Origin of the sequence: Bartonella sp. MU37NMGALS (genome assembly GCF_042194015.1) — a bacterium.
Lineage (GTDB): Bacteria > Pseudomonadota > Alphaproteobacteria > Rhizobiales > Rhizobiaceae > Bartonella > Bartonella grahamii.
This window is the reverse complement of sequence record NZ_JBHIML010000005.1, coordinates 46,074-65,710: the sequence shown is the minus strand read 5'-3', so window position 1 is coordinate 65,710 and position 19,637 is coordinate 46,074. Positions and strand designations below refer to the sequence as shown.

The window sequence follows — 19,637 nt, the reverse complement described above, 5'->3', positions numbered from 1 at the left end:
TTATTCAGCGTTAGCAAAAGTAATATGATGCACTTTTTATCTTACATCTAAGTTGATTTTAATATTTTAAAGCATGAAAGAAAAAATATTTTTTATTTGTTGTTTTATATTTATAGTACATTGTTTATTATAATAAATTACAATATTTTAAATTTTATATTATTAAAAATACTGTAAGATTCCTTCGTTATATTTCCTCTTATATTGAATTTAATAAAATAGCTTGCTTACGCGTCATAAGTAAGGTTCGTATATGAATAAAATTTATTAAAAAGAGAGTAAAAATACTTCTTATAAACATGACAAGTATTAAAAATTATCGCACAAAAAATTGGAGGCTTGCAAAATGTACGATGGTGGCGGTTTATATCTTCATAAGTGTAAAGATAGTGATGTCTAAAGGCGTTACCAATCATACCATTCACAGGCTCTATCGTAAAATAGGCTTGTAGCGTGTTAAAATATGTCCCTTTTGAATAAGTACCTGAATTCGAATCTTAAATTTAATTGCAATAATATATTGATTTTATTTATATTTTTTAAGGTTAGGGACCATATAATTAGGTTCGGGAATAGGATTTTCACACTTTCCTTTACAAAGCGCATTCTTTTTGCCAGCTTTCTCTAATAATTTTTTTAATAGTTCTAAATCTTCTTGTGAAATAATGTTTATCAGTCTAGAAAACATACCAACAGCTTCACATCTGAATGTATCAGAAGGCTTTATAGTGAAGCTTTTACGACAAGCATCTGATTCTCTTCTCAAAATTTCTGCTACCTCTTGATCTAAAGCATAGAGTTCAATTACCTTTTCCTCCAGTCCTACAGGAACAGACTTTTTTCCAATCTCTATAGATGATAAAAATGCTACAGATATATCTAATTTTTTAGCCATATCTAAAAGGCGTTCTGAATGATCAATGCGAAGTTTGCGTAAGGTTTTACCAAATGGTGTTGGCATCTAAAAAATCCTATTAAAAAAGAAGCTCTCTCATGATTCTAGCAGAAATTCTTAGGTTTTGGTTAGCTCCTTTTAAAAATTGACTTCCTACCCTCCTTAATACACAAGGTTGTATGGCATGACGGATAAATCTCTTGACATAAGCTTGAAATGTAGTACATTGTAGTACAATTAAGTAGGAGATTTAGCAATGGGAAAAATTCAAGCCCGCATACCTGATGAAGTTCAAGAAATTGCAAGTGCAGTTATTAAGTCTACGGGTTTAACTATATCAGATGCAGTACGCATGTTTATGACCCGCATTGCTAGAGATAGAGCATTACCACTTGATCTATTCCAACCAAATATGGAAACATTACAAGCTATCGAGGATGCCGAAATGGGACGCGTCGAACGTACATCATTAGACGGCTTAAGGACCATGATACGCGCAGATAGAACCCAAGCGCGTAAATCTGAAAAGCAAACCTAAGTTTGCTATGCGGGAAATTGTCTATACGCGTTCATTCCGCCGTGACCTTAAACGTGAAAGCAAAGGTAAATATGCTAATGCACTAGAGGAGGATTTGCTGCTTGTGGTCCAAGCGTTAGCAGAGAATGAACCGCTAAAGGCGCATTGGAGAGATCATGCACTAACAGGTCAGTGGCGCAATTGTCGTGATTGTCACATAAAGCCCGATTTAGTTTTGATCTATCGAAAGCCAGATGCCAAAACACTAGAGCTTTTACGACTTGGTTCCCATTCTGAACTGCGTTTATAATTGGATCTTCAATTCATAGTAAAAAGAATTTTACGCATTTTTTTCTTTTATGACAGTTGTTCAGTTCTTTGAAAACCAATGCTTTAAATGTGCAATGACATTATCTAGCGCGTCCATGAGACGTGCAAAATCAAGGATAAGCAAAAAAAGAAAAAATGCTATCCACTTCATCAAGCGAGACATCATTTTCACGCTTTGATAGGTGATGATCATTTCTTGAAGCATTTCTTTTTCTGCTTCTGTAAGCTCTATATCGTCTTGTGTTTTTTTTCTAGCCATGTTTCCACCCACACAAGCGTTGACCCTGCTTGTTATGCTTTAAGATCTCTCTTGCTAAGTTTGAGCTAATGGTGTTCAGATCTTGTCGGCTTAAATAAATAGGTAACCAACCAACACAAGAAAAAACATATTTATTTGTCGCGCAACCAGTGAGAGAGAGCAGCACGCACATCAGCATCACTTTTTTGATTAACTTCACTTTCCACCTCAAGCCGTGTTGTGGCTGCTTTTAAAGCTTTTTCTGTTTGCTTTTGTTGCTCTGCTTTTTTCCCAAGAGTAAAAGCTCTTGCTAAAATTATAAAAAAAGCGGCTAAAGCCGCGCCTGTTATCATCAGATTTCTTTTCATCCATAAGATCATAGGCGGTGCTCCTGAAAGCGTTTAGCAACAAAGAAAATGCCAGTACATGCGGCTAAAACCATAATGGTTGCCAAAGCCCATTGAATGGGTCCATTGCCCGCTAAAAATCCACCAAGACCTGAGAAAGAACCAATAATCGGTGCCAATGCTTCTGCTTTGAAAACCCCCGTTGGTGCTTGCGTTTCTACTGTTTGATAATTGGAGGAAACATAAGCCCCTTTCGCCCACAACCCTGCCTCTGCTACACGCCGGTGTACAAGACCTTGTAAACGCTTGCCTCCCGCTTTGGTCCATTTCTGCAATTCGGTTGGTACAGCTTCATAATCCCCCCGATTAAGCCTTTTAAGCAATGTAGAGTTTTGGAAAGCTGCAATACCCACATTATAACAAAAGGAAACAAGAGCGCCGAACTGTTCATCGCTTAAATTCACACAAACTGCTTTTTCTACCGCTCTCTCATATTGCTGCAAATCTGCTAAAAGCATGGTTTCGGCTTTTTTTTCCGTAATCACCATACCCTCAACAACTGTTGGTTGACCGGCTTTTTTCGTATGACCATAACCAATCGTCCATATGCCAGAAGTATCTTGATAAGCCTGCAAGCGCAAACCTTCCCACTTTTTTAAACAGTATAAACAGTCTTTACTTATTTTCCGTGCCATTGTTCAATTCACCTTATAAATATACCTTTATGAGTACTGCTCCGTCACCACCGTCGCCGCCAATTTTGTCGCTTCCGTGTTTCCCATCAAAATATCCACCGCCGCCGCCGCCGCATTCTTTACCACCTCTACCACCGTTACCACCTTTGTAACTCTCACCACCTTGCCCCATGATAGAACCCTTGCATTGACCACCACCGCCGCCGCCGCCGCCAAGAAACGAACTTCCACCGGTACCAGCTCTCTTGTACTTCGTCTAAGCCTTCTAATGTATAACCGGCTGCAAAAAGGGGAAATAAGAGAAGGTTTTGCCCCTTAATGACACTCCATATTTGTAAGAGCCAATCATAAACATAAATATGCATCCCTTCGGTGTTATCATTGATAGAAAAATAAACACGAGAATAGACCGGATCAATACATGCCCTCATCTCATCAATGGCAAAGTTATTGTAAAGTGTGAAGATAGTTTTATCGACTTTTCCAAAGCCAATAGGAAGCATTTCACCAGCACTGTTGATTTGATAAAAACCATCATCAGATGCAAAGAAAGTACAGTCTCCACGGCTTGCAATTGCTGTGCTGCTTTTCGCACCTATTTTGTCTTTTATTTTTGCAAAACTGAATATAATTTTAGAGCCTGGTACAAAGGTTGCGTGATAAATGGCGGAGCGCATAAAAATAAGTGGATTTGTTGATTCCGTAGACCCTTGAACATATTCTCCATCGGGAAAATCTTGATAATCGCAACTTTTCTCCCCAACCGTCCAATGTGTCGCATCATTCAAACCTGACCACTGAACACGGTTTGGCTTATCTGTTAATTGCATCAGGCAAACAAAATCACCCCACACACGCACAAGTCCAGCACGCGGGGGATTACCACTCAAATCACAAAACCTTTCATCCGTTTTTAACGAAAGCATTTGTGGTGGGTCATTGCTATTAACAGCAATGATATGATCACCAAAGGCGGCAAAAGACCAAAGTGCAGTCTCATTGGCGTGATATTGTGTGTGAGGTTTGCTAATGTCTTTCCAGCCGCGCGTGCTGTTGTCATATTCATAAAGCTTTGTTGGGGCACCCACAATGATGCGCACACCACCCAATGAGCGCACCGCATAGACCCCCAAAATCACATCCGGAAAAGGATCTGAGACCGGCGCTACAATGGGAAACGGAATATACGAATTTGGTGCAGGTAAAACGTTCACGATCTCACTAGAATAACCACTATTAATAAATGCAACATCTGGTCTATACTCAGCAATAGGAATAAAGGTCATCAGAAATCCGTGTGTTGAATTTTTAACAAATTCTTGCGCCGTGATGTTTCAATTTGAAGCGCATCGAGTTGCTCTTGAAACATGGCAAAAGCTGCCGCTGCCATCTGTGGTTCTTTAATAATATTGGTATAAATTTCATATTTTGCGCGGGTTTTGATCAATTCATAGGCTTCACAAAACCATATGGACGCTTCTTGTGCGCTCTCAATGTCTTTTATTCTCACAGGATCAAGAATAAGCCTTATGGAATAAACTCGGTCTGGTGTTGGATACAAGACAAACTTTTGTTCAAAATAGGCATAGCGCGTAGGCATGCCATGGTGAGAGTCATCCTCAAGGCTCTCAATGAAGAGCGCGTCCCCATGCAAAAGCTTTGATTTGCTATGATTATCCTCATAAATATAAGCATCAACAATTCGAACAGCCCCTGTTATAGAGGAATGTGCCTCTGCGCCATAACGGCTTTTGCCCTTTAGAGTGGTGAAAACAATTTCACGGCTTTCATTGAAATAAAAAGGCAATCGTTCACAAAAGCGAATAGCCGAAAATATCGCCCTTTGCACTTGATCAACATACTCATCTGTTTGATCATCTATTTCATCCTGAATATCGTTTAACATCTGGATAAAATTTTTATCCCAAGGAGCAATGGTCTGTTTGTCTCCAATCGGACCACCTGTCTGTACTATTATTGTCATATCACCCTCTTCCAAATGTCTTGGGGCATCTTGTATGGTAGGGGGACGCAAGCAATAAACGCCCCCTTGCCTTTAACGATTGGTGTAAAACTCAACAATCACCTCAGCATCACCTTTGGTGCTTTGCTTGTCTCGTGTCATGTAAATCGTATTTTCAGCTTCTAATGGAACATCTCGTTCCTCCATGGGTATGTACACATTGCCATTGGTAGATTGCGTAAGCCCTACATCTCCATAATTATTACCATGAGGCTCTTTTCCAAATGTAGCTGTTACATCTTCAAAATCCTCCATGGTATAAGCTGTAATACTTTTGATAAAAGCCCCTCGGGGTAGAACACCAATTTTCGTTATCAACCCTTGGTATGTACATTTAATACGCGCCCGTAAAAAACTAACCTGCTGCGTAGAGTTGTTGCGTCCTTGCAAAACAGGTGGCAATCCCTCATCTATCATGCCAACGGTCTCAACAGTCTCAACGGGTTCAACAGGTTCAACAGGTTCCTGTGTAATTAGCGATTTTTCTGCCATAATTGTCATCCTTTAATAATTAGCTTGCTTCAGCAAAAGAAGGGATAACAATCGCCAAAGTCTTGTCCCCCTTGATCAGAATGAGGCAAGGTGTAGCGTGATTTTTTCATGCCGATAATGGTTTTAGCTGCAACCCCAAATTCACGTTGATAATCAAACAGTTCTTCAACAAGTTTATAGCGTGTTCCCCCTTTCCCATCACCTCCTGTTGCTCCATTGCCAACGCGCCCATAAGCCATGATAACACTTTGCGCACCAAGCAACACAGCACGGCGAACAGATGTTACAGGCTCTTGAGTCTTTGAATTGATACCATTGGGGACATGTTCAGCTTCACGCAAAATGACACCATTATACATCCCTAAAGAACCATTAAAAATTGGGTTCTTAGCTCCAGAGCCATCATAAGCTGCCTTGGTAATGTCTAACCATTGACCACTCTTTGTATTGGTACGCAATTAGGTCACCTGTGTTGGGTGGAGATACATCACATATGCCGATTTTCCATCAACACGAACAGGGCGCAAACGTGGATTAGCGAGTTTAGCGCGTTCAACAGCCCGATCTATAAGATCTAATGTAAAAACATCGTCTTTTGTAAGTTCTTCATCAGTCTTTTTCTTATTGGCACGAATAACACGCAGTTTGCTTGGCTCTAATGGAGCATTAAAACCATAATGTACGGGTTTAAGGGTTATGGTGCGTCCTTCGAAGTGAATCCATGGTGCTGTATAACCTGCTGCCTGAATGAAGAACATCAAACTTAAGCGATCTGCATACCAATCAACAAGCCCATCTTTTGCTTCTGTTCGTAAATTAAATAAAACACGTTGTTGATCAATGGTGCCTTCATATTTTACGCGTACAGCATGAGAAAGCTCGTTAATGCGCACCGTTTCATTCATAAATTGGAGTGCTTCTTCATTGCCTTCCAGCGTTTGTCCCTCGCTAACGCCATCCCCCATAAGTTGGACGCGTAATCCGCTCGTCACAGAGTCACCAGCGGATTTTCCTAGCATATCCAATACTTGAATAATGCTGTTTTTGCCTTTTCCCATCAGCGGTGCAATGGGCAACGCTTTTGAAGTTTCTGTGTTTAGCATCTTAGCCCAAACGCCAACGGCTAATGGGTCATTAAGATTTACCTGTGTTACTGCCATTTCAATCAATGCCTTTCTTGGTTTTTAAAACTCGCCTTGCGGCACCCCCAAACGATAACAATCACTTGGTTCTCTCTGTCGCGTCACCACGCACATCTCACGCTCTGCTCATAATTTGTTCAAATTTTTCGGGATTTTTCTCAACCCATACAGCAAATTCGGCTTCTGGCATGGAAAAGAGCGTTCTCACATCCATACCGCCGGTTGGAACTTGTCCGCCGCGCGCTGTAAGCGTCCGCGCTGCTTGAGAGCGCTCTTGAAGGGCTCCCACTTCGTCCTTAACTGGCGCTCCACTATAGCCAAAAGCTTTTGCTTTTTGCACCAGCACCTCAATTGGATTTATACCGGCTTTCTGACACTGCTGGCATATTTGGCGCAATTCAGCACCAATTTGCTGTTGCCGTGCCTCTGGGTCTTTCCATTGCGGATAAAGGCTTGCTTGCGCTTGTAAGACACTGTCTGCTCTTTCATAGAGATAGTCCGTGATACTGTCTAAATCTGGATATTTATCTTGTACTTGCGCTTTGGCTTCCTCGAAATAATCCCCCAACTTTTGGCGTTCATATTCCTCTTGACTCATGCGCTCTTGGCTCTCTCTCATATGAGAAAACTCATCAAGCAATTTCTGTTGTTCTTGTACCTTATGACTAAGCCATGCAAAATGTGCTTTTGGGTCGTCTTCTAGGGAGGGAACATTTTCCTCACGGCGGCGCGCGATTTCTTCCTGCATTGCGGCATATTTTTGCGCAAGTTCAATAGCCAATTCACGCGCTTCAATGGCGCTTTGTTCTGCCTTTTGGCGTGCTTGCCGCTCCTGCTCTAGTTTATCAGATTCTATTACATCAGAATTTGGCTGCTCTTGAAGTGCTTCTACAGCTGGCTGTTCAGAACTTTCCTCTGCATCAAAAACTTCCTCAACTTGTTCAGGCTCGACCAACTCAACAGCATTATCGCTGGCAAAATGTTCATCATAGATTGCTTGTTCTTCAAGAGTAAACTCTTCTTCCATATTCTGTTCCTTCAATGTGCTATTATATTTTTTGTCAAAACTCGATAGTGTTCCAACTGTGCTTGTAAAGCTTTGCGTTCTAAATCACGCTGCGCTATCTCATTTTTTGCCTGTTGCAACTCAAGCTGCATGCGTGCTTGTTCTTGTTTTAAAAAAAGTTCGATATTTTTCTGCTGCAATGCCGCTTGTTTCTGCTGCGCATCAAGTTGATAGAGTGTACTCTTTGCTTGCGCTTCCTGCTGTAAAACAGCAATCTTTGCTTGTTGCTCTGGAGTTAATTGCGCCCCTTGGCTTTGTTGCATCATCTGTTGTTGCTGTTGTTCTTGTTGTGCCTGCTGTGCTTTTGCCGTTAAATTTGCTACCAATGTTGCCGGTAGTGGGGAAAGCTTTAAAAGATCTGGAATCATCTCCGGTGTTAAGAAACCACCAAGTAACGGCAACATCTGCGTAATTGCCGCAAAAGTTTTCTCTTTTTCATTGGGGCTTGTCGGTGAATCATCAACAATAATATCGTATTCAAGCGTTGTGACAGCTTCACGTGTTAATGGAACATATTGGGCATTCTCTTGTCCAGAAATACGTACCAGACGCCCATCAGAGAGATAATTCTGGATAAGATAAAGGATAATTTTTCCTTGTCTGCACCGATAAAGCTTGAGATTATCAAATAAACCTGCAAGCAAATTAAGCGTTGATTGCCGGCGTGTATTTTCCAGAACATTCGCTTGATTAACCTCCCGTGTTCCAATAAATTCTGCCGATAACCCTGTTACATGTGTTATCGCTTCACGCGATTCATTAAACAGCTGGAAAAATCCATTGGGAAATTGTGCACTTGGCTTTGGTTGAATTTTCCCTCCTGTAAGCGCGCCATTTTTAACCCAAGTAATCGTATCCGTTCGCGCCCAGCTTTCCATGGCTTGGCGATCATCATCGAAAGCGCCTCGTTCTGCCATCAAGCCGCCCTTAGACTGGCTATTAAGGATATACATCACTTGGCTAAAATATTTATTCGACCATTTTTGTGGATCTTTTGCGGGGCGAACAATCCCGTAAAACTGGTTTTTAAGCTTATCCAGCGTGCCCGTGATACACTCCCACCCAAGTTGCCCATCAGGTGCTAATGGCTTATCGGGCTGGCTTAAAAGACGTCGTCCCAGAAAAGCGCGTCTCACCACTTTTTTATTAAAGCGTGCGCCTTGTAACTGTGGCATGATCCTTTGAAGCTGTTCAAACTCCTGTTTGCTATAGTTGCGCATCTGACCCGTTTGAATATCGGGCGCCTTGTAAGTGGTCTCATATTCAAACCAACGGCATTCAACCAGCGTAACATAGCGTTTTCCAGAACACGGCTCTGCGAGAGAGTCCGCATTGGAGTCATCTTGATACGCATCAAGCGACACATGAGAATCCTCAGAAGCGGTTGTACTATCGATAGCCCAATCGGCGTTAAGATCTTCAACAGCAACATCAGGAAAAAGACTTTTAGCATCCTCAACGGATTTGCGATCAACATACCACATACGCTGTGCGTCAATGAGATTTGGTCTTACAGCATTGGCATCCCAAACCATTTTTAAGGGATCTAAACGTTGAACAGCAGGTATCCCTTCGGGATCTGTATCATAATCAAGCCGCGTATCTGTCCAGCCCATACCGCAAATAACCATATCCTGAAAAGCATCGGAATCGGCATATTCCGCCTCTGCCTCATCACGAAACCATTCTGCTGCTCCAGTAAGCAATTCATTGGGTATTGCTGCTCCCATTTGCCGTGGTTGAAACTGTACTTCGCGCTTATTATTACGCTCCGCCCCAACAATAGCATTCACAAGGGGTGCAATGCGGTTAAAAGTCATGACAGGACGGCGTTGTGTTTTCAAAACCGCAAGATCTTCTTCCGCCCATTGACGACCATTATAAAAATCAAAATCTTCACGCGCCTGTTCACGCCATTCATTAACATGTTCAATATCTTCTGCGTACCAAGACTTTAAACGCTTATAGATTTCATATTCATCGAGGATTGTCGTTTTTTGAAAGTCTTGATCTAGAATGCCATCCATGATGCCGCTTCTCTTTCCATAGTGCAATAACGCTCTTGCTTGGGTTTGACATTTGGTGCTTCATAGACAATGCACATTAAACCAAAGGCATCCGCCCCATGGCTCGACCAATCATGCTCTGCACCCAAACCAATGCCGCGCTTCTCATCCCATTTCTCGTGATACCAATTCAGTGCTTTGCGCCCTGCTACCGTCATCTCTTCATTGAACCAAACAGAAGGCAAAATACGCCGCACCGCCTCTATACGCATCTTAACCGCCCCTGCCCCCTGATTAGGGATCACTTGCGTTTCAAAACCCGCATCATTTAAAGCACTCTCAAAACTCACATTGTGCACACGGTCTCTGGTCGCACCATCATGGGGCAAAACCATCAATGCCTTCTCATAACCATTTTGACGCAACCAGCCTATATGCTCTGATAACGGCTGTCCCTGTGCTTCGTAATAATTAAGCACTCTGATCTCTCGTCCAACAAATTGCGCTATCCATATCGCTGTTGCATCTGCCTTAGCACCCGTGCCCCCAATGTCCCAAAAAGCACGTATTTGCATCAAGGGGTCGCGCGCAACGCGCCCTATCCGCCCCTCTTGCTCAGCTGCCAACATTTCCTTTTGATAATAAGCACCTTGAACCGCTGTAAGATAATCCCCTTCCCAGATATGCTTATAGGTCTCTGGACGGTTTCTCAGATCATCAAGTCGTGCTTCATTCAAGATCTTGGGAAACTTCGGATTGTCTGACCAGTTGATCTCAACACGTTTGATTGCCTCATTGTCTGAAAAGCGAAACCGCTTCTCAACGGGGGCATTCTCTCGCAACGGGTTCCATGTCACCCATAATTCTGCATTCCAATCTTTTCCTTCTTCTCGCAAAGTCGGTATAAGCGTCTGCCAAGCCGTCTCTGTAACCGGCTCCGCCTCATCAACCCAACAAAGCAAAATACGCCCCATAGACTTGATACTTGCAATATTCCGGTCCAGACCAGAAAACTGAAAGGCTATACGACCATCTATCGATTTAATCGACGACTCCCCAACCTTGTAATAGTCCTTTAAAAAGTCATGCGCTTCAATGGCGCGTTTAATTTCCTCCAATGAACTTTCTGCTAGCGAGTTTTGAAACTGACGTGCACAAAGTATAGTGCCTGATATCCCTCTCCTACCAAATTGATAGCCTTTTAAAGCAGCCATCAAGGCAAATGATCTTGTCTTTCCAGACCCTCTCCCTCCCCAAGCCGCACGCACCAAAGCCTTACCTGTAAAAATCGGTATAAGCTTTGGAACAATATTAATCTGTCGTGTTGTCATGAACTAAAGGCGCGATTTCCACACGCGTTATCATCTTAATCGCCCCGCCATCTTCACCTGTCACTTGAAGAGGCAAAATCTTCCCCAACAATGACAGATAAGCAGCGGGACATTTGATTGCCTGTTTTTCGAGATAAGAGATCAAACCATCATCACCATATTTCTTACCAGCGCGCTCTGCTGCCTTAAGCACTGCTTCTTTCAAAATACGTGTCGTTTTATTTGGCACGCCTTTTACCCGCCCTTGACCTGCCTTTGGTGGCGTTCTTTTTGCAAGTTTTTCAGTGGTTTTCATGTGTGTTTCTTTTTGTAAACAAGACAATAAAAAAACCCCGCAAAAGCAGGGCTCTGAACAATCAGATAAACTTATAAGAAAGGTTATACCTTTACCGTAATTCTAGACGCAACTCGACTAGTACAGCAACGCCATAAAACACTATTTTTCATATCCTGTCAACAAAAAAATCACTATATTGTGTATTTTTTATTTTTTTCACCTAAATCTAGTGTCTTTAACAACCAACCACTCACAATTGTATTATCTCAACGAATCAATTATACGGAAGCACTAAATTATTGATTAGCAAAAAGTGGGGGGAATTAATGTTATTTTTCAAAAAAGCTGCTTTATGCAGAATTAAAAAGACATTTACACTAATTTTGTTTTTACCGTTCTTTGCTATAATTAGTCTTATGATACTTGCTTTTAATCCCTTCGGATTAGACAATCAACAACAAGATAAATTAATTGTACCAATATTTGTAGCATTTGTATCGTATCTTTTGATACTAAGTGCATGTGCAAGAGAAGAAAAGCTAAGTTTAAAAGATGAAAATATTGACAGCGCATTTTATGAGCTCTTATCCCTCCAATTCCAAACAGCGGCTTGGGCGGCTGGGTCGGCAGTTTTTGTGTTTTATCCTGTAATAGGAATAGCATTTTTAGGAGTGTTAATTTTTATTGGTATTTTTATTACTATAATAGAAAATTTAGATGAAATTGTAGGAATCGTAGCGATTATAGCATTGATATTAATTTGTCTTATAGCGTTTATAGCGTTGATCAAATTTATTTGGAAAATTGTCTAACAATCAAAATATTTATGAAGCGCGTTAAGAGCGACCCGCAATGAATTCACAAGATGTGGTAATGTTTGGTCTTCTACAACAAGATATTGCATTGCTGCATAAAGATTATACTGTCTATAGAGATGTTGTGTTTCTTTTATCGCCTCTTGCATATTAGAAAACTGCTCTGTTGCAAATTCAACCCATTTTTCTCTTGCTTTGTCATCAGAAGATGATGGTATTTCGTCATAAACAGCGCTTGGTAAACCTTTTGCACACAAATAGTCATTTTTCACTTCAAGATATTTTTGCGCAGCATCATACTGGTCTTGAGTAAGCACACCTTGCAAACAAAGCCGCCCAACATAAGTACCAGCAAGCGGATTTTTAGCCTCTTCAATAGTCAAACCAAAGCGTTTAGCACGCATTTCAATTGCCAATTGATTAACAGAATCTTGACGTACTTTCACTTGTGAAATGTAAGCATCTTTCTTTTTATTTTTTTTCACTTATACCCCCAAATGTCTGTCTAATATCTTGCCCAATTTTATCTGATGCTAAACATGTTTCTTTATCCAAAATAAATAACCACGTGGATAAAGAGAGACCTATAATTATAGTTAGTACACTTATCTTTATTTTATCATTAGCCAGCCCCCAAACGAATACAACCAATGTCAACATAAATACAATGATTATTGCTATTTCAAAACCAGTAGCAGGTACATCATTACCTTTATTCTCTAACAACGCTTGTTGCATAAGCATATTATTCTGTATAATTATTTGCAAAGAATTGGATTGACTCATTAACATCAAAAAGGAACCTCATCATTTATAACAGTATGAGGCGTATCAAGAGGTTGCTGGAAACTTCTGTCATAAGAAGATAATGGCTCTTGATTATCATTATTTTTTCCGTCTAAGAGCTTTAACTCGCCTTTGAATTGCGGTAAAACAATCTCTGTTGTGTAACGGTCATGCCCATTTTTATCTTGCCATTTGCGTGTCTGTAATTTTCCTTCTACGTAAACTTTTGAACCTTTGTTTAGATATTGAAGTGCAATTTTTGCCAAATGTGGATTAAAAATCACAACTGAATGCCATTCAGTTTTCTCTACTTTTTGATGAGTATTTTTATCCGTATAGCTCTCAGAAGTCGCTATACTAAAATTGACTATTTCTGCTCCAGAATTCATTGTTTTGCTTTCGGGATCAGCACCTAAACGCCCGATTAACATCACTTTATTTAGCATGTTTTTTCTTACCTTAAATTTGTATTTTAATACATGCAAAATCCTAGCATGATTTGCATATTTTTTCAATTATTTCAAAAGGATATTATTGTTTTTTAACATATAAAATTATGTCTTAAAGCGCTCTTTGATAAATAATCAATTGACATAAATGCATGGTGTATAGTATCAAGTATCAAGAGGGTATATATGGCAATCGTTAGTTTTAAGCATAAAGGGTTGAAATTATTCTTTGAAAGAGGAGTCTGCAAAGGCATACAACCCGCGCATGCTAAAAAATTAGCAAACATTTTAGTAATTTTAGATACAATATCCGCGCCTGAACAAGTTACTCTTAAATCGTATCGTCTACATGCGCTTACGGGCGATTTAAAAGGTTACTGGTCAATGCGTGTCAATGGAAATTGGCGTGTTACCTTTCGTTTCATTGGGACAGACGTTGAACTGGTTGATTATCAAGATTACCATTGAGTTTTGAGGTGTTATTATGATGTACAATCCTCCACACCCTGGCGGCATTTTGAAAGAAGAATTGCTTGATGAATTAGGGTTAACAGTAACAGAAGCTGCAAATCGTCTTGGCGTTGCACGTTTAACTTTATCCCGCGTCTTAAACTGTCATGCAGCGATTAGCATTAACTTAGCTTTACGGTTAGAAAAAGCGGGTTTAAATGATGCGGAATTCTGGCTTAAATTGCAACAAAAGCATGATTTGTGGCAAGCTCGGCATAACAGCCCAATCCCACATATTTCACCTTTAGAGCAAGTAGGGCATCTTTAAAATCAAGCAGCCCACGATAGTTTTTTATGCTCTTGTTGATTTTATCTATAAACGTTCGGAAATTTTACTATGGCTTTTTAACTGAGCACTGTAGTGTGTAAATAGATATATTTATTAAACTGCGTGTATGTAACATAAGAAACAATACACAAACTAAAAAGGAATACCAAAGAGCAATATCTGAGTACCAAAGTATAGTATCTAATGAAAAAGAAAGCTTGTACTCCACGTACTTAGAAATAATAGGTAAAGAGACCGTTTCCTTATAACTATTTGGGAAAATTAAAACGAAAAGCGCTAAACTTATTAGCTTTAAAAGTCTATGCATATACTGTTGTAAATCACGTGTTAGTTTCACCCAACCTGTTGTATTTCCGCATTTGTATTTTGGGTTGTTTTGCAATTCAGAAGGAGTATTGGAATTGCATAAAATTGCAAAAACCGTTGTGACTATTACCAAAGAAACAGATGCGAATGTCAAAATACTCTGAATAAAGTAAAGATTTTTTTTAATTCCTAAAAAACATATAAATATAAAAGTTATAATGCCAAACAAGGCTCTTAGCTGCTTATCTGTAAACATATTTATTTCCTGTGGTACCTTTTTGTCGATTTAAATGCATATCTAATCGTAAAATGATCAGCACTTTTCACTATTTTACTGTTTTAAGCCGCTTTAGAATTGCTACTGTTATGTTGCTCTTCACTAGGCTTGCCTATTCTCATGAATGAAATGCGCTTGCCTCCTAAAGCTAGGTTACGCGTATTTTCAACTGCTATAAAAACCTTCTCAGCAACACCATAAAGCCTGCTTTCTAAATCGCGACAATACTGCGCCAGATCAGCGCATGAGGGCACAAATGTTGTGGACATGCCTTTTGCCTCACCACGTATAAGATTTTTAACGGCTTGCAATAAAGACCAGAGTGAAATGCCGTTAAGAGCAGCGATATAAGCCTTTGCACGCGCTTCTGCATTCGAAACTTTTTGCATTGTCAAACCACCTTCAAGCACATCAAGAGCTTCTGCTATGTCTTCAACAGATGCTTTCAAGGTAAGTAAGTTTTGAACAGTCTGATAAGCTTCTACAGCTTGTTTCTCTAGGGTTTTTGTCAATTGACTGCCATTGATCAAGGTCCATGGGAATTCCAGAGTTACACATCGCTCTATCTGTTGCACGGTATCTTGTAGAGGCGTCACTAAGCTGTGTTGCACCGATAAGATTACGGATTGTCTCTCCGGTACCACCGCGAGTTCTTTGATCTTTTGAAAAGTTTCCATTGTTTCCACCATTGTTGTTCGTGTTTTTCGTTTTTTCTAAACCCTCGATAGCCCTGCGTACCCAGTTACGCCATGTTGCTTGCCAATCGATTTTGATTGCATTTGCTCCGGCTTTTGAACGCCAGTAATCTCGAAACTTTGCAATTTCGACTTTGACGCGCTCTGGAGGCAAGCCCTCTTCGATTGCAAAATCGTAATCGGGTTCAAAATCCGCAGGCAATCGACACCGCGATTAGCTTTCGCTCGTTTTGCTTTTTTGGGAACGTTCTCTTGCTCGTGAATGGGAGGTTGGTTGTCTGATGAGGTTTCGATTTGCTCTGATGTGGTCTCAACAGCAACAACCTCTGTTGGCTCGTCAACCTGTTCGTTTTTTTCTAAACTTTCAGAACCAATTTCTTTTTTTGCTAAAACGATAGTTTTAGTTTTTTTATATATATTCTTATTCTGGTTCTTTATAGCTTGATTTTGCTTATCGTTTGCTTCAGAAAAATTATTAACATGTTATTTTGTATTATTTTTTGCTTGTGCACCTTTTTTACCAGCCTCACTACGAACTTGCGATATGTGCTCTTTTTTATCAGCAAAATCGTTTAGCTCTTCTTCAACGCGCGTATTCCACACCAAAAAATGGAAATGGCTGGTGCAAGTCCTGATGGGTTCATTGGAGAGGACGGTTTAATCGAAGTCAAATGTCCACAATCAACGACTCATCTTCGTTTTTTTATAGGTGACGAAATCAAGCCAGAATATCACGCACAGATGCAATTCCAAATGGCTTGTACAGGACAAAAGTGGTGTGATTTCGTAAGCTATAATCCAAACTTTGTAGGCAAATCTACTGGTTTGAGAATGAAAATCAAACGCATCAACCGTGATGAGAAACACATTGAAGAGATCAATAAAGCGGTCGAAATCTTTTTAGGGGAAATAGAACAAGAGATGCACAAGATTTTGACAAAAGCTGATTAAACCTATGGGGGTGCTCTCTCCTCCCAGCACCCCCGCCCTTTCCTAACAACTTTTAAGTAATGCATGATTTACGCTACGGGTGGATTGTGCGCAAATCAAGGAAATAAACCATGGAAAAGAAATATGAACTTACTGATGAAACAATCGAAGTTGGGCGCAAAACGCTCTGCCGCATTCGTGCATTGAGAGATTTGGGGGACATCAAGCAAGGTGACCTTGGCGGCTATATCGAGAAAGAAGACAACCTATCGCATCATGGTAATTGCTGGATTGGGGGTTATGCCAAGGTTTATGATGATGCTAAGGTTTACGAAAATGCACAAGTTTATGGTGATGCGCATATTTACGGTCATGCAAAAATTTACGGTGAAGCATGTGTATGTTGGAACGACTGGATTGATGACGATAGAAGAATCTCAACTAGAAAACAAACCAGATGAGAAAATATGAATTGACTGATGAAACAACAGAGGTTGATGGATTTACGCTTCACCGAATTAGAGCATTAAGAGATTTTGGTGGCGTCAAGAAAGGTAACCTTGGGGGCTTTATAGAGGATGAGGACAACCTAAGTCATGAAGCCGACTGTTGGGTTAATAATGAAGCTATGGTTTATTGTGGTGCCGAAGTTTACGACAGCGCTAAAGTGTTTGGTAACGCGAAAGTTGCTTATTTTGCACGCGTTTATGGCAATGCACAAGTTTATGATAACGCAAAAGTATATGGGGGGGATATTTTTGGGGACGCACAAATTTACAAATATGCAATTATTGATGGTAATCCAAGAATTTATGGCGACGCACAAATTTATGCCGATTACAAAATTGTTTACAAGGAAAAGACAGAAAACTTAACAGGGGACGACGTTCCTTTCTAGCAACACAAACAAACTTTTAACACCAGCGTGATTCACGCCACGGGAGAATTACATCTAAAATGAAGGGGAATAAACATGCCACACCGCCCACCTACTATCACGCAACCAGCTATTGCTCGTGCTTTAAGAGAAGCTAAAAAACAAGGATGTGAACTCATAGAAATCAAACCTACAGGGGAATTATTAATTCATATCAATAAAACCATAACACCAACAACGACAGATAATACTTATAGCATTGACGATTTTCCACCGCTTGAAAATGAACAAGAAGACTACGAGACCAGCAAAAGCTGCCCCTCTGTCGACGGTATAAAGTTTTAGCCATGCCAAAAAAACGCCGTCCACCGCATCTTGTTCGTGAACGTACACGCCATGGTAAAGTTATATGGTATGTACGTATTGGTCATGGACCACGGTTTCGGATTGAAGGAACCTATGGAACGCAAGAGTTTGTTGATAATTATACGCTGGCTATTAAGCAAGCACAAAATGGCTCCTCCAAAACAAAGAGGCGTACCAGACTCACAGAAGGGTCTTTCGATTGGTTATTGCATCAGTATTTACAAAGCATGCAATGGCATAATCAATCAGAATCCACTAAAAAAGTTAAATATCGAATTCTGAATAATGTTTCTAAACATATCGGTGATCGTGCATATAAAAGCATAAACAAACAACACATTCTTGAAGCCGTAGATAGAAGGCGAGAGACCCCCGCGGCTGCAAAACATTTTTTGACCTCTTTAAACGGTCTCTTTAATTGGGCGGTTGATAATGCCCTTTTAAATAGAAATCCTGCCTTTAATATAAAAGCACCAAAATCTTTAAACAGTGAGGGATTACTGCCATGGCTAGAAGAGGACATAGACAAATATTATCACCGTTGGTCACATGGTACACATGAACGCGTCTGGATTGATGTTCTTCTTTATACAGGCTTGCGCCGTGGTGATGCCGTTCGTATCGGCTGGAAAGATGTCAAAGATAATATCATTTATCTCAAAACAGAAAAGAGCCAATTTAAAACAGATGTTTTTCTTCCTATTTTACCAGAACTAGAGGAAACCTTTAAAATTGGTCCCATAGGTAATGAAACATTTATTTGTGGTAAAGGTGGAAATAAGCTTGTCAAAGAAAGTTTTGGCAACCTCTTTCGTGAAGCATGTAATGCGGCGGGTATTAAAAAATCAGCGCACGGATTACGAAAATTAGCAGCAACACGTGCAGCCAATGCTGGTGCGACAGTTTCGCAAATGAAAGCGCTTTTTGGCTGGACAGAAGATAAAATGGCATCCCTTTATACCAAAACAGCCGATAGAAAACGACTTGCAATAGAAGCAATCAAAAAACTTCAAAAAAGTTAGGACAATGAGTGGCTGCTAAAAAACAAACCAAAGCCCCGTCAAAATTATGAATGAAATTAATGCGGCGTTTGAGGTGCATCAGAAACCAGAGGAGAGATAGGTGGTTGTGTCTGTTGCATTGTTTGCCATAAATTATAATTCGTTTGCATATCCAGCCAAAATTTTGCTTTACTAAAACCAGCTAGTTCTAATTTCACTGCAAGTTCGGTACTCATAGAGGCATGTCCGTTAATCACTCTTGATAGAGAAGCTCTTGTCATATGGAGATGATCAGCTAACTTTTGTATTGTTATCCCCATTTCTTCTAAGAAAGCTACTTTTAGAACTTCGCCCGGATGTGCGGGGTTATGCATCATTTGTTTTCGTTCCTTTCATCAATGGTAATCTTGATAATCAACAAGCTCCACATCTGTTCCTATAAAGCGAAAAGTAACACGCCAATTTCCATTCACCCATATGGAATAATATCCCGTAAGTTCACCTTTAAGAGGATGCATTTTAAAGGCAGGCGCTTTCAACATTTCAGGCGTCGTAGCACTTGTTAAAGCTGTCAAGATAACGCGTAATTTTTTTACGCGATTTGGTCGAATAGCTTTTGTGGAACCCGTTGTATAAAATAATTTTAAGCTCTTATGTTTGAAACTCACAATTGCGATTACCGCCCCTTATCGTATATCGTCACTATACGATCAATAAAAATAAGAGTCAAGCGCCCTGCTAGCAAATCCAGTTATCTAGATAAAATGATTGGGTATAAGCTATAAAAAAGTTAGGGATAGGTAGAAAATAAGTTAAAAGAATCAACGGAATCAAAACTCCCGAACTTTTATTATAACCTATTGATTTGATTAAATATTAGCTGGGAGTACGTGAATTGGCAATGTAAGTGTATTTTGTTTGAGACGCTCTGTTTTTCGTGAGGGGACTTACTCCATTAAAGAATACGATAAACAAAA

27 protein-coding genes and 4 pseudogenes are annotated in these 19,637 nt (G+C 40.1%); 10 read left to right on the top strand and 21 right to left on the bottom strand.

What is annotated here, in order from left to right; all coding sequences use genetic code 11:
* Positions 1–526: 526 nt before the first annotated feature.
* Complete coding sequence (locus ACFIJP_RS04465; RefSeq protein ID WP_375625833.1) at positions 527–961, bottom strand: helix-turn-helix domain-containing protein; 435 nt, start codon at positions 959–961, stop codon at positions 527–529.
* Positions 962–1,151: 190 nt separating this feature from the next.
* On the opposite strand from ACFIJP_RS04465, the gene ACFIJP_RS04460 reads away from it, so the two are divergent.
* Entirely contained in the window at positions 1,152–1,433 is a 282-nt protein-coding gene (locus ACFIJP_RS04460; protein WP_375625831.1) for a type II toxin-antitoxin system RelB/DinJ family antitoxin, read from the top strand.
* A 7-nt stretch (positions 1,434–1,440) separates the two neighbouring features.
* Complete coding sequence (locus ACFIJP_RS04455) at positions 1,441–1,722, top strand: type II toxin-antitoxin system YafQ family toxin (RefSeq protein WP_015856348.1); 282 nt, start codon at positions 1,441–1,443, stop codon at positions 1,720–1,722.
* A 60-nt stretch (positions 1,723–1,782) separates the two neighbouring features.
* On the opposite strand, the gene ACFIJP_RS04450 is transcribed toward ACFIJP_RS04455, so the two are convergent.
* From ACFIJP_RS04450 to ACFIJP_RS04395, 12 genes and pseudogenes are all read right to left on the bottom strand, one after another.
* Positions 1,783–2,001, bottom strand: coding sequence for a hypothetical protein (locus ACFIJP_RS04450; RefSeq protein ID WP_375625829.1), 219 nt, complete (start codon positions 1,999–2,001; stop codon positions 1,783–1,785).
* 131 nt (positions 2,002–2,132) lie between these two features.
* Positions 2,133–2,360, bottom strand: coding sequence for a hypothetical protein (locus ACFIJP_RS04445; protein WP_375625827.1), 228 nt, complete (start codon positions 2,358–2,360; stop codon positions 2,133–2,135).
* Positions 2,357–3,022 (bottom strand): lysozyme, encoded by a 666-nt coding sequence (locus ACFIJP_RS04440; RefSeq protein WP_375625825.1) that lies wholly within the window; start codon positions 3,020–3,022, stop codon positions 2,357–2,359. The genes ACFIJP_RS04445 and ACFIJP_RS04440 overlap by 4 nt, the downstream gene beginning before the upstream one ends.
* 13 nt (positions 3,023–3,035) lie before the next feature.
* The gene (locus tag ACFIJP_RS04435; RefSeq protein ID WP_375625823.1) at positions 3,036–3,194 is read right to left on the bottom strand and encodes a hypothetical protein; all 159 of its coding nucleotides are present in this window, start codon (positions 3,192–3,194) and stop codon (positions 3,036–3,038) included.
* 70 nt (positions 3,195–3,264) lie between these two features.
* Positions 3,265–4,308: pseudogene (locus ACFIJP_RS04430) on the bottom strand (hypothetical protein); the annotation flags it as partial.
* On the bottom strand, positions 4,308–5,006 hold the full coding sequence (locus ACFIJP_RS04425) for a hypothetical protein (protein ID WP_375625822.1): 699 nt from the start codon (positions 5,004–5,006) through the stop codon (positions 4,308–4,310). The pseudogene ACFIJP_RS04430 and the gene ACFIJP_RS04425, both read right to left, overlap by 1 nt.
* A 72-nt stretch (positions 5,007–5,078) precedes the next feature.
* Positions 5,079–5,537, bottom strand: coding sequence for a hypothetical protein (locus ACFIJP_RS04420; RefSeq protein ID WP_375625820.1), 459 nt, complete (start codon positions 5,535–5,537; stop codon positions 5,079–5,081).
* A 19-nt stretch (positions 5,538–5,556) separates the two neighbouring features.
* A pseudogene (locus ACFIJP_RS04415) lies at positions 5,557–6,697 on the bottom strand (N4-gp56 family major capsid protein).
* A 97-nt stretch (positions 6,698–6,794) separates the two neighbouring features.
* Entirely contained in the window at positions 6,795–7,706 is a 912-nt protein-coding gene (locus ACFIJP_RS04410; protein WP_375625818.1) for a hypothetical protein, read from the bottom strand.
* An 11-nt stretch (positions 7,707–7,717) separates the two neighbouring features.
* Positions 7,718–9,772 (bottom strand): portal protein, encoded by a 2,055-nt coding sequence (locus tag ACFIJP_RS04405; RefSeq protein WP_375625816.1) that lies wholly within the window; start codon positions 9,770–9,772, stop codon positions 7,718–7,720.
* The gene (locus ACFIJP_RS04400) at positions 9,757–11,082 is read right to left on the bottom strand and encodes a PBSX family phage terminase large subunit (protein ID WP_375625814.1); all 1,326 of its coding nucleotides are present in this window, start codon (positions 11,080–11,082) and stop codon (positions 9,757–9,759) included. Before ACFIJP_RS04400 ends, ACFIJP_RS04405 begins: the two co-directional genes overlap by 16 nt.
* The gene (locus ACFIJP_RS04395; protein ID WP_375625812.1) at positions 11,063–11,377 is read right to left on the bottom strand and encodes a hypothetical protein; all 315 of its coding nucleotides are present in this window, start codon (positions 11,375–11,377) and stop codon (positions 11,063–11,065) included. Before ACFIJP_RS04395 ends, ACFIJP_RS04400 begins: the two co-directional genes overlap by 20 nt.
* Before the next feature lie 281 nt (positions 11,378–11,658).
* Here ACFIJP_RS04395 and ACFIJP_RS04390 point away from each other — a divergent pair, with 281 nt between their 5' ends.
* Positions 11,659–12,171 (top strand): hypothetical protein, encoded by a 513-nt coding sequence (locus tag ACFIJP_RS04390; protein ID WP_375625810.1) that lies wholly within the window; start codon positions 11,659–11,661, stop codon positions 12,169–12,171.
* Here ACFIJP_RS04390 and ACFIJP_RS04385 read toward each other — a convergent pair.
* Genes ACFIJP_RS04385 through ssb form a run of 3 tightly spaced genes read right to left on the bottom strand, consistent with a single transcriptional unit; the run spans position 12,168 to position 13,406 of the window.
* Positions 12,168–12,659: a hypothetical protein gene (locus ACFIJP_RS04385; RefSeq protein ID WP_375625808.1), complete on the bottom strand. Its 492-nt coding sequence runs from the start codon at positions 12,657–12,659 to the stop codon at positions 12,168–12,170. The two genes, ACFIJP_RS04390 and ACFIJP_RS04385, sit on opposite strands and share 4 nt — an antisense overlap.
* Entirely contained in the window at positions 12,646–12,966 is a 321-nt protein-coding gene (locus ACFIJP_RS04380; RefSeq protein WP_208437591.1) for a hypothetical protein, read from the bottom strand. Before ACFIJP_RS04380 ends, ACFIJP_RS04385 begins: the two co-directional genes overlap by 14 nt.
* Positions 12,966–13,406 carry a single-stranded DNA-binding protein gene (gene ssb / locus ACFIJP_RS04375; protein ID WP_375625806.1) on the bottom strand — a complete coding sequence of 147 codons (441 nt, stop codon included), beginning with the start codon at positions 13,404–13,406 and terminating at the stop codon, positions 12,966–12,968. The genes ACFIJP_RS04380 and ssb overlap by 1 nt, the downstream gene beginning before the upstream one ends.
* 189 nt (positions 13,407–13,595) lie before the next feature.
* On the opposite strand from ssb, the gene ACFIJP_RS04370 reads away from it, so the two are divergent.
* Complete coding sequence (locus ACFIJP_RS04370; RefSeq protein WP_252619286.1) at positions 13,596–13,877, top strand: type II toxin-antitoxin system RelE/ParE family toxin; 282 nt, start codon at positions 13,596–13,598, stop codon at positions 13,875–13,877.
* Between the two features lie 16 nt (positions 13,878–13,893).
* A complete protein-coding gene (locus ACFIJP_RS04365) occupies positions 13,894–14,187 on the top strand; it encodes a HigA family addiction module antitoxin (protein ID WP_004856691.1) in 294 nt (97 codons plus the stop codon).
* 67 nt (positions 14,188–14,254) lie between these two features.
* Here ACFIJP_RS04365 and ACFIJP_RS04360 read toward each other — a convergent pair whose 3' ends face one another.
* The 3 genes and pseudogenes from ACFIJP_RS04360 to ACFIJP_RS04350 form a co-directional block, all read right to left on the bottom strand.
* Positions 14,255–14,770, bottom strand: coding sequence for a hypothetical protein (locus ACFIJP_RS04360; protein WP_375625804.1), 516 nt, complete (start codon positions 14,768–14,770; stop codon positions 14,255–14,257).
* An 83-nt stretch (positions 14,771–14,853) separates the two neighbouring features.
* Positions 14,854–15,321: a hypothetical protein gene (locus tag ACFIJP_RS04355; RefSeq protein ID WP_375625801.1), complete on the bottom strand. Its 468-nt coding sequence runs from the start codon at positions 15,319–15,321 to the stop codon at positions 14,854–14,856.
* Positions 15,224–16,089: pseudogene (locus ACFIJP_RS04350) on the bottom strand (hypothetical protein); the annotation flags it as partial. The pseudogene ACFIJP_RS04350 and the gene ACFIJP_RS04355, both read right to left, overlap by 98 nt.
* Between ACFIJP_RS04350 and ACFIJP_RS04345 the strand changes: the two are divergent.
* From ACFIJP_RS04345 to ACFIJP_RS04325, 5 genes and pseudogenes are all read left to right on the top strand, one after another.
* Positions 16,081–16,437, top strand: a pseudogene (locus tag ACFIJP_RS04345) (YqaJ viral recombinase family protein); the annotation flags it as partial. The pseudogenes ACFIJP_RS04350 and ACFIJP_RS04345 sit on opposite strands and share 9 nt — an antisense overlap.
* Before the next feature lie 110 nt (positions 16,438–16,547).
* Positions 16,548–16,877, top strand: a complete 330-nt coding sequence (locus ACFIJP_RS04340; protein ID WP_375625799.1) for a hypothetical protein — start codon at positions 16,548–16,550, stop codon at positions 16,875–16,877.
* Positions 16,874–17,314 (top strand): hypothetical protein, encoded by a 441-nt coding sequence (locus tag ACFIJP_RS04335; protein ID WP_375625797.1) that lies wholly within the window; start codon positions 16,874–16,876, stop codon positions 17,312–17,314. The genes ACFIJP_RS04340 and ACFIJP_RS04335 overlap by 4 nt, the downstream gene beginning before the upstream one ends.
* Positions 17,315–17,389: 75 nt before the next feature.
* A complete protein-coding gene (locus ACFIJP_RS04330; RefSeq protein ID WP_015857131.1) occupies positions 17,390–17,638 on the top strand; it encodes a hypothetical protein in 249 nt (82 codons plus the stop codon).
* A 2-nt stretch (positions 17,639–17,640) separates the two neighbouring features.
* On the top strand, positions 17,641–18,681 hold the full coding sequence (locus ACFIJP_RS04325) for a tyrosine-type recombinase/integrase (protein WP_375625795.1): 1,041 nt from the start codon (positions 17,641–17,643) through the stop codon (positions 18,679–18,681).
* Positions 18,682–18,737: 56 nt separating this feature from the next.
* Here ACFIJP_RS04325 and ACFIJP_RS04320 read toward each other — a convergent pair whose 3' ends face one another.
* Complete coding sequence (locus ACFIJP_RS04320) at positions 18,738–19,037, bottom strand: HigA family addiction module antitoxin (protein WP_330168901.1); 300 nt, start codon at positions 19,035–19,037, stop codon at positions 18,738–18,740.
* 18 nt (positions 19,038–19,055) lie between these two features.
* Entirely contained in the window at positions 19,056–19,337 is a 282-nt protein-coding gene (locus ACFIJP_RS04315; RefSeq protein ID WP_375625915.1) for a type II toxin-antitoxin system RelE/ParE family toxin, read from the bottom strand.
* Positions 19,338–19,637: the final 300 nt, after the last annotated feature.